General features: G+C 41.7%; 11 protein-coding genes. 6 read left to right on the top strand and 5 right to left on the bottom strand.

Features of this window, described 5'->3' with window-relative positions; translation table 11 throughout:
- Positions 1–5 precede the first annotated feature (5 nt).
- The gene (locus tag PI95_RS33915; protein WP_336507654.1) at positions 6–260 is read left to right on the top strand and encodes a WD40 repeat domain-containing protein; all 255 of its coding nucleotides are present in this window, start codon (positions 6–8) and stop codon (positions 258–260) included.
- Here PI95_RS33915 and PI95_RS33910 read toward each other — a convergent pair.
- Positions 194–463, bottom strand: coding sequence for a hypothetical protein (locus PI95_RS33910; RefSeq protein ID WP_039743424.1), 270 nt, complete (start codon positions 461–463; stop codon positions 194–196). The two genes, PI95_RS33915 and PI95_RS33910, sit on opposite strands and share 67 nt — an antisense overlap.
- Here PI95_RS33910 and PI95_RS33905 point away from each other — a divergent pair.
- A complete protein-coding gene (locus PI95_RS33905; protein ID WP_163519445.1) occupies positions 383–565 on the top strand; it encodes a hypothetical protein in 183 nt (60 codons plus the stop codon). The genes PI95_RS33910 and PI95_RS33905 overlap by 81 nt on opposite strands.
- On the opposite strand, the gene PI95_RS33900 is transcribed toward PI95_RS33905, so the two are convergent.
- The 3 genes from PI95_RS33900 to PI95_RS33890 are packed head-to-tail and all read right to left on the bottom strand — an operon-like array spanning position 540 to position 1,396.
- Positions 540–974, bottom strand: a complete 435-nt coding sequence (locus PI95_RS33900) for a type II toxin-antitoxin system VapC family toxin (RefSeq protein ID WP_039743426.1) — start codon at positions 972–974, stop codon at positions 540–542. The genes PI95_RS33905 and PI95_RS33900 overlap by 26 nt on opposite strands.
- Positions 958–1,212: a hypothetical protein gene (locus PI95_RS33895; RefSeq protein ID WP_039743429.1), complete on the bottom strand. Its 255-nt coding sequence runs from the start codon at positions 1,210–1,212 to the stop codon at positions 958–960. The genes PI95_RS33900 and PI95_RS33895 overlap by 17 nt, the downstream gene beginning before the upstream one ends.
- A 46-nt stretch (positions 1,213–1,258) precedes the next feature.
- Positions 1,259–1,396 (bottom strand): hypothetical protein, encoded by a 138-nt coding sequence (locus PI95_RS33890; protein ID WP_163519444.1) that lies wholly within the window; start codon positions 1,394–1,396, stop codon positions 1,259–1,261.
- 127 nt (positions 1,397–1,523) lie between these two features.
- On the opposite strand from PI95_RS33890, the gene PI95_RS33885 reads away from it, so the two are divergent.
- From PI95_RS33885 to PI95_RS33870, 4 genes are all read left to right on the top strand, one after another.
- On the top strand, positions 1,524–2,258 hold the full coding sequence (locus PI95_RS33885; RefSeq protein WP_039743431.1) for a phycocyanobilin:ferredoxin oxidoreductase: 735 nt from the start codon (positions 1,524–1,526) through the stop codon (positions 2,256–2,258).
- Positions 2,259–2,905: 647 nt separating this feature from the next.
- A complete protein-coding gene (locus PI95_RS33880; RefSeq protein WP_039743434.1) occupies positions 2,906–4,324 on the top strand; it encodes an HlyD family efflux transporter periplasmic adaptor subunit in 1,419 nt (472 codons plus the stop codon).
- 72 nt (positions 4,325–4,396) lie between these two features.
- A complete protein-coding gene (gene devC, locus PI95_RS33875) occupies positions 4,397–5,551 on the top strand; it encodes an ABC transporter permease DevC (protein WP_039743435.1) in 1,155 nt (384 codons plus the stop codon).
- A gap of 75 nt (positions 5,552–5,626) precedes the next feature.
- Positions 5,627–6,340, top strand: a complete 714-nt coding sequence (locus tag PI95_RS33870; RefSeq protein ID WP_039743437.1) for a DevA family ABC transporter ATP-binding protein — start codon at positions 5,627–5,629, stop codon at positions 6,338–6,340.
- 215 nt (positions 6,341–6,555) lie between these two features.
- On the opposite strand, the gene PI95_RS33865 is transcribed toward PI95_RS33870, so the two are convergent.
- Positions 6,556–7,380 carry a hypothetical protein gene (locus PI95_RS33865; protein WP_163519443.1) on the bottom strand — a complete coding sequence of 275 codons (825 nt, stop codon included), beginning with the start codon at positions 7,378–7,380 and terminating at the stop codon, positions 6,556–6,558.
- Positions 7,381–7,606: the final 226 nt, after the last annotated feature.

Genomic DNA, 7,606 nt, shown 5'->3' with positions numbered 1-7,606 from the left:
AGACGGTGAAACTCTGGGACACCTCCACCGGCAAAGAAATTAAAACCCTGACTGGGCATACAAACTGGGTTTATGGCGTCAGCTTCAGCCCCGATGGCAAGATGCTCGCTTCTGGAAGTAAAGACAACACGGTGAGACTGTGGAGGTTAGATTTTGATTATTTAGTTAAGGAGGGATGCGGGTTTATCGGCAATTATCTCAAGTCTAATTCTAAAGATGAGGATGCGCGGGAGATTAAAAAGGACTTATGTAAGAGTTGAATGTTGGTCGCGATCGCTTTAACGAAAGTAGCGATCGCTTGTATGTTTGTAACGAAAGTTAAAGCATTAGTAACCACAGCTTCAACGTTAGTAGCGATCGCTTTAACGTTTGTAATGAAAGCTTGAATGTTTGTAACCACAGCTTGAATATTTGTAGCGATCGCTTGTATATTTGTAATGAAGATTTGAATATTTGTAACCACAGCTTTAATGGTCGTGCGTCCTGCAAGTTGAAAGCGATCGCCGAAATTGCCTTAAATAAGCATCACAAACAAACGCTCAAGACGGCACTTGCACCCGTTTAGCTAAATCTTGTCCCAGTCGAGTGAAGTGGTTTGGATTCAGCGTGAGTAATATATCGACCCCTGCTTTGAGAGCAGCTTGGGCAATTAGCGCATCAAAAATTCCGCCACCTAGAAGATTTAACCCCACCATACAGGCGATCGCTTGTTGGTAATCATCAGCAGTGAGCGGAATTGCTACGAACAAATTCAGGTTATCATCGATTAAACGTTGGGCGATCGTTGGCGAAATAGGTGGTCTTACAGGTAAGCGAGTCAGAACAGAATAAAGTTCAGCAAAAGTATGGGTTGAAAGATAGCCGTCAATTTCCGAGACTTGCACCCGTTGTAACCACGGTAGACAAACACCATGCCGAGGATGGCTAACTTCAAAAGCTGCTACCAATACTGAAGTATCAAATAGGACTTTCATAACCCGCAATTAAGCCATTTATTCGTTCTTCCCGCATTTGCTCAACAGACGTTTCCAGATTGCCAATTGGAGTAGATTGAACAACTAAAGTCGTCCCAACTCGGTATACCAAAGGTTCAGCATTCAGGAAATTTTCGATTGCAGCTTTCAAAAATGCTTCGGCTGTCATACCCTGCGCTGCTGCTTGAGCTAGCAAACGCGCTTCAATTTCTGGAGTTAATTCAAGCGTAATTGCCATAGAACCATCCAATCTCTTTTAGTCACTAGATTATAACCAGCCTGGTTTATAATGCGATCGCCCTTCGTATCCTAACCACAGCAAATACGAAAGTAGCGTAGGCGCAGCCCGCCGTAGGCATCGCTTTAACGTTTGTAATGAAAGCTTTAATGTTGGTAGCGATCGCGCTGAGTGTCGTTACCACAGCGCGTCCCCTGTAAAAGCCCCACCCTTCTTGGGTGCCGGCTTCTGTTTGATTATATTACCAGCGCGATCGCCCGATCCCCCAACAGCGATAAACTGACAAATAGACAATATTCCCCAATCACAACATGTCAGTTACTTCTACACCCTCACTGCGTGAGCAACAACATCCTTTAATTCGTCAGTTGGCTGATACCATTGAAGGTGCTTGGCACAAACACCTTGATTTATCACCTTACCATTTGCCGGCGGAGTTGGGATATGTAGAAGGTAGACTCGAAGGTGAAAAACTGACGATTGAAAACCGCTGCTATCAAACACCGCAGTTCCGCAAGATGCACTTGGAACTAGCCAAGGTGGGAACTATGTTAGATATTCTGCACTGCGTTATGTTTCCCCGTCCAGAATACGACTTGCCGATGTTCGGTTGCGATTTAGTCGGGGGTAGAGGTCAAATTAGTGCTGCGATCGCTGATTTATCTCCGCTTTCACAACGCACTTTACCAGAAGCGTATAATTCTGAACTCTCTGCATTACCTGCACCCAACTTTTCTCAACCCCGTGAATTACCGGAATGGGGAGATATCTTTTCGGAATTTTGTATCTTTGTTCGTCCGGGTTCTCCCGAAGAAGAAACGCTGTTTTTGTCGCGTGTGCGAGACTATTTAGATATTCATTGTATGCAGGCGATCGCTTCTCATCCTGCTTCACCAGAACAAGTATTAAAAATTATCGCCGGACAGCATAATTACTGCACCAAACAGCAACAAAACGACAAAACCCGTCGCGTACTCGAAAAAGCCTTTGGTTCAGATTGGGCTGAAAATTATATGACTACAGTGTTATTTGACCTTCCAAATTAATTATTCGCATTAGGACATACAAATACAAAAAAAATAAAGTGACAATATATCAATAATTCTAAATGTTGACTTCTTGTCACTTTTTCTGCATAACTATCACCTCAAATGCTGAAAACTGTTTATCTGTAAGCTGTGCTACGTTTTCCAGCAAATCATGAATGTAGAATTCAGAAAACAACAGTTTAATGGAGTCACAAAATAGCATTACACACAGCGAGTAATTCTACTAACAGTTTGATATAAACTTTCGGAATTCGTTAAAAAAACAAGATACCCGACTTATCTAATAAGTCGGGTATCTAAAAAATTTTCAATTGGGAAATAGGATTGCTATAGCATCAACTAAAATTAAGCAGGCGTATCTGACCAAATTAAGCAAATCTCTCTACCAATAGAGCAAAACTTGTAGTAACTGTAGCCATCTGAAATGATTCGTAAATATTGCCTTTTGCTCATAAAAGGCTAAATACTGCACTGCATATTTATCTGCTTAATTAATAGCTAAAATCCTCTTAATTCGTAGTGAGCGGTTTACCGCTCATAGCTTCGCTTTTAAGGGCTGAAGCCCTTACTACATTAAATCCGCTTTTTGACTAATCCAAGTACGTCTTTTACTTCAATCACCACAATCAAACGGACAATATACCATGTCAAGGGTGAATGAAAATTCAAGGTCAAGCGAACAACCACTTGATCAACCTAAGATTTGGTGGGGTATCGCTGTAGCCCTACCAGTAGTCATCGCTTCCGGGGTACTAGCTACAGCCAGAATTGAGCAGTTAAAAAAACTCAGCAGTTCAGTACCAGTAGCACCAGTTCCTACTAGTATCAGTGCTGTGGGACGTTTGGAACCGCGAGGAGAAGTAGTTAAATTATCCGCACCAACCGCAGGAGTGCAAGCTTCTTCACGAGTTGAGCAAATTTTGGTGAAAGAAGGAGAGCGAGTCAGGAAAGGTCAAATAGTGGCGATTTTGGATAACCACGATAGCCAAACAGCAGCAGTGGAAGAAGCCAAAGCAAAATTGCAAGAATCCCGCGCTAATTTAGCACAAGTCAGAGCGGGTTCACCAAGAGACATTCAAGCTCAAAAAGCAGTAATTTCTCGTTTACAGGCTCAATTAAGAGGTGAAAGTGAAGCTCAACAAGCAACGATCGCTCGTATCGCAGCTCAGTTAAGTGGCGAAAAAATCGCCCAACAAGCAACAGTTAATCGTCTCGAAGCCGAACTACAAGGACAACGAGATACTTTAAGAGCCACCGTTTCTCGCGTCCAAGCCGAAGCTAACAACGCCCAAGTCGATGCTCGACGCTACGAAACATTATACAGAGAAGGTGCGATTTCTCAGCAAGAATGGGAAAGAAGACGCTTGAGTGCGGTAACTTCCTCTCAACAAGTTGCAGAAAGCCAAGCTAGTTTAAGACAAGCAAAAGCAACTTTACAACAACAACTTGCCGAAGCTAGGGCAAACCAAATACAAAGTCAAGCAACTTTACAACAGCAACTGATTGAAGCCAAAGTCAACCGCGATAAAACCTTAGCGACATTGCAAAGGCAAATTGACGAAGAAAGAGCCAAATTCAACAGACTTTTAGAAGTTCGTCCCACTGATGCACTGATAGCACAAGCTCAAGTTAGTAATGCGATCGCCAACGTCAGAAAAGCCCAAGCAGACTTGAAATTAAGCTACGTTGCCGCACCCATCCCCGGAGAAATCATCAAAATTCACACCAAAGCCGGAGAAAACATGAGCGTAGATGGCATCGCTGAGATTGGAAGAACCGATCAAATGATTGCGATCGCCGAAGTTCCCGAAGACAGCATTGGTAAAGTACGTCTCGGTCAAAAAGCCACCATCGCTAGCGATAACGGTGCCTTTAACGGCGAATTACAAGGAACAGTCGTTGAAGTTGGCAGAAAAATCGGCAAAAAAGACGTCTTAAATACAGATCCAGCAGCAGATGTAGATGCCAGAGTCGTAGAAGTAAAAATCGCCTTACCTCTAGAAGCCAGCCAAAAAGTTAGCGGTTTAACTAACGCCAAAGTAGTAGTCGAAATCAACATTTAACCATCACCAATTCCCCATTACCAATTCCCCATTACCAATTCCCCATTACCAATTCCCCATTACCCCTATAAAATGAGTCCAAAAATACCTTTAGCATGGCTACAATTAACACGCGAAAAAACTCGCCTTATCGTGGCTCTGGCAGGAATTGCCTTTGCCGACGTTCTCATGTTTATGCAACTTGGTTTCCGCGATGCCCTGTATTACAGTAACGTCCGGATGCACAGCAGTTTGCAAGGTGATATTGTTTTAATTAACTCTCAATCTAACGCCGTCTTAGCAATGAAAAGCTTTTCACAAAGGCGATTATATAAAGCTTTAGATTTGCCAGCAGTGCAATCAGTTCATCCTATATATTTAGATTACGCCAGTTGGAAAAATCCGATAACAGGTCGCCCCCGGAGTATTCTCACCTTAGCTATGAACCCAGAAGTTAATGTATTTAACTTGCCTGGAGTTCAAGAAAACTTAGATAAACTGAAACTGCCGGATGTAGTTTTATATGACCGTTCTTCTCGAACAGAATATGGTCCGGTTGTAGCTAACTTTGAGCAAGGTAAAAGTGTCACAGCAGAAGTGCGGGGTAGACAAATTAAAATAGCAGGATTATTTACTTTAGGAGCATCATTTGGAGCCGATGGTAATTTAATTACTAGCGATGTTAACTTTTTTAGAATATTTAGCCATCGCCAGCGAGGATTGATTGATATAGGCTTAATTAAATTAAAGCCGGGAGCAAATGCGAACTTAGTTGTGCAACAATTGAGAAGTTATTTACCGAAAGAAATCAACGTTTTAACTAAACAAGAATTTATCGAGTTTGAAAGAAATTACTGGGCAAGCAGCACAGCGATAGGATTTATTTTCACCTTAGGTACAATCATGGGTTTTGTAGTCGGAACCGTGATTGTATATCAAATTCTTTATAGCGAAGTTACAGAACATCTAGCTGAATATGCGACCTTAAAGGCAATCGGCTATACACAAAATTATCTATTATTTGTCATTCTTCAAGAAGCTTTAATTTTAGCAGTTTTAGGATACATGCCTGGATGGGCTTTTACAATGTTTTTATATAAACTGGCTAAAGATGCGACACTTTTACCAGTTTTCATGAGTTTGGATCGGGCAATAATGGTGCTAATTTTAACTATTTTAATGTGCTTTATTTCCGGTGCGATCGCCGTGCGTAAATTAGAAGCCGCCGATCCAGCAGATATATTTTAATTTAACCCCTAACCCTTGTACAGACGTTCCGCCGGAACGTCTCTACCGCTTTTCCTAACCCCTCTTCAAAAGATAATGACAAAAAAACCTGTAATCGACATCAAAAATATCTGCCATTACTACGGTAAAGGTTCGCTGAAAAGACAGATTTTATTTGACATAAATCTAGAGATTTATGCAGGGGAAATTGTAATTATGACCGGACCATCAGGTTCAGGTAAAACAACATTACTGAGCTTGATTGGTGGATTGAGGTCTGTGCAAGAAGGAAGTCTAAAATTTTTAGGTGAAGAACTATCTGGAGCCAGTCAAAGTAAACTGGTAGAAATTAGACGTAATATTGGTTATATTTTCCAAGCTCACAACTTGTTGGGGTTCTTAAACGCTAGACAGAATGTGCAAATGGCAGTAGAACTGAACAAAGAGATTTCTAAGCAACATGCGATTAACAAATCAGAAGCGATGCTTCAAGCTGTAGGTTTAGAAGACAGGATTAATTATTTCCCAGACAATCTTTCTGGTGGACAAAAACAAAGAATAGCGATCGCTCGCGCTTTAGTGAACCATCCCCCACTAGTGCTAGCAGACGAACCCACAGCCGCTTTAGACAAACAATCAGGACGCGATGTGGTAGAAATAATGCAGACCCTTGCCAAAGAGCAGGGAACCTCTATTTTGCTCGTGACCCACGATAACCGCATTTTAGATATTGCCGATCGCATCTTAGAAATGGAAGATGGTCATTTAGCCCGTAATTCCCAAAGCACTGTCAAAATAATTCATAACTAATAATTAATAATTCATAATTACACTATAAGTGGGTCGCAGTTACTCTCCACTTATAGTGAAGACCACGCTCATCAAAAATTGAGTGGGAGGTTGTACCCATTTTTTAATTATGAATTAATAATTATTCGGTTAATAATTATGAGTCAAAAGTTAAACATCACAACTCGTAACTCATAGCTGGTAGCTCATAACTCATAAATATACACAGTTATTACCTAGAAATGTGATTTTTTCGTTCCAGATAGCTTATCGGGTGACGGAGAATTTGCTTGACGACTAGTACGGAAAGTCACATTCACACCTTCATTTGATTGTTCCAGCACCAGCAAAGGCGTGGGTTTAGCCTTTTGATCCCAATGCATATAAGCAATTCTACCTTGAATCGTCGGTTGCCAAGTATCTTGGTCTTCAGCAGGGCTAAGATAAGTTTCAATACAATCGATAATTTGGCTGATGCTGGCAGAAGTTGCTTGCGTGGGTAACTTCATTAACCGAATTTGAACGCGAAACAGCACTCGCTTGGCAGGAACTCCCTCTATATTAGTCTCGTACTCTACATCAAAAACCTGATCCACCTGCCGTCCAGAACTATTGGCAATCCCAACAATTCCTTGTTGAGCCTGGTTTGGACGTAGTGCTTGAGAAATTTGCTCTTTGACTTTGATTTTTACTTGATTGACGATCGCAAAATGAAAAACCTCCTCAGCCATCCGCATTCGCAAATAATCCAAATTAAAATCCCGTGAGTTAATCAAATCGGGATTAGTCTCCATTTTTCTAATTGTTTCCAGCGCTAGCTTAAACTTTTTCTCTAGTTCTCGCGCCCGAAATTTTTCAAACTTGATTTTCTTCTCCAGCTTCTTCATCTCAAGTTTGCCATATACAATCAAAGCAATCACCGTCAAAGTTAGTACTCCAGAGGTTACGACTAACAACAATTGCGGTATTTGCTGATTGTTTGCTGGTGCGACTGGCACTTGCTGAGTTGCCTTACTAATCTTAGACCCTGGCGATTGGGCAACAGATATTAAAATAGACATGGTTGCAAACAAAAATACTTAACTCCTAATTTTTAGGATGCCCAAATCCTTGATGTCATCTTGCGGTATTTTTGTTAATTTTTGACTAAGGGCATTGGGCAATTTGAGGAGGGGGAAAGGGAAAAGGGAAAAGGGGAGGCAGTGCGTTGCGGGGGTTCCCAAGGCAGCTTTTGGGGGGAAGCTTCCCCCCAAAACGTGCCGCCCCGTTGTAGCACCTGCCGTGAAA

Source organism: Hassallia byssoidea VB512170 (genome assembly GCF_000817785.2).
GTDB lineage: Bacteria > Cyanobacteriota > Cyanobacteriia > Cyanobacteriales > Nostocaceae > Hassallia > Hassallia carrinoi.
This window is presented reverse-complemented; position numbering and strand designations above follow the sequence as displayed.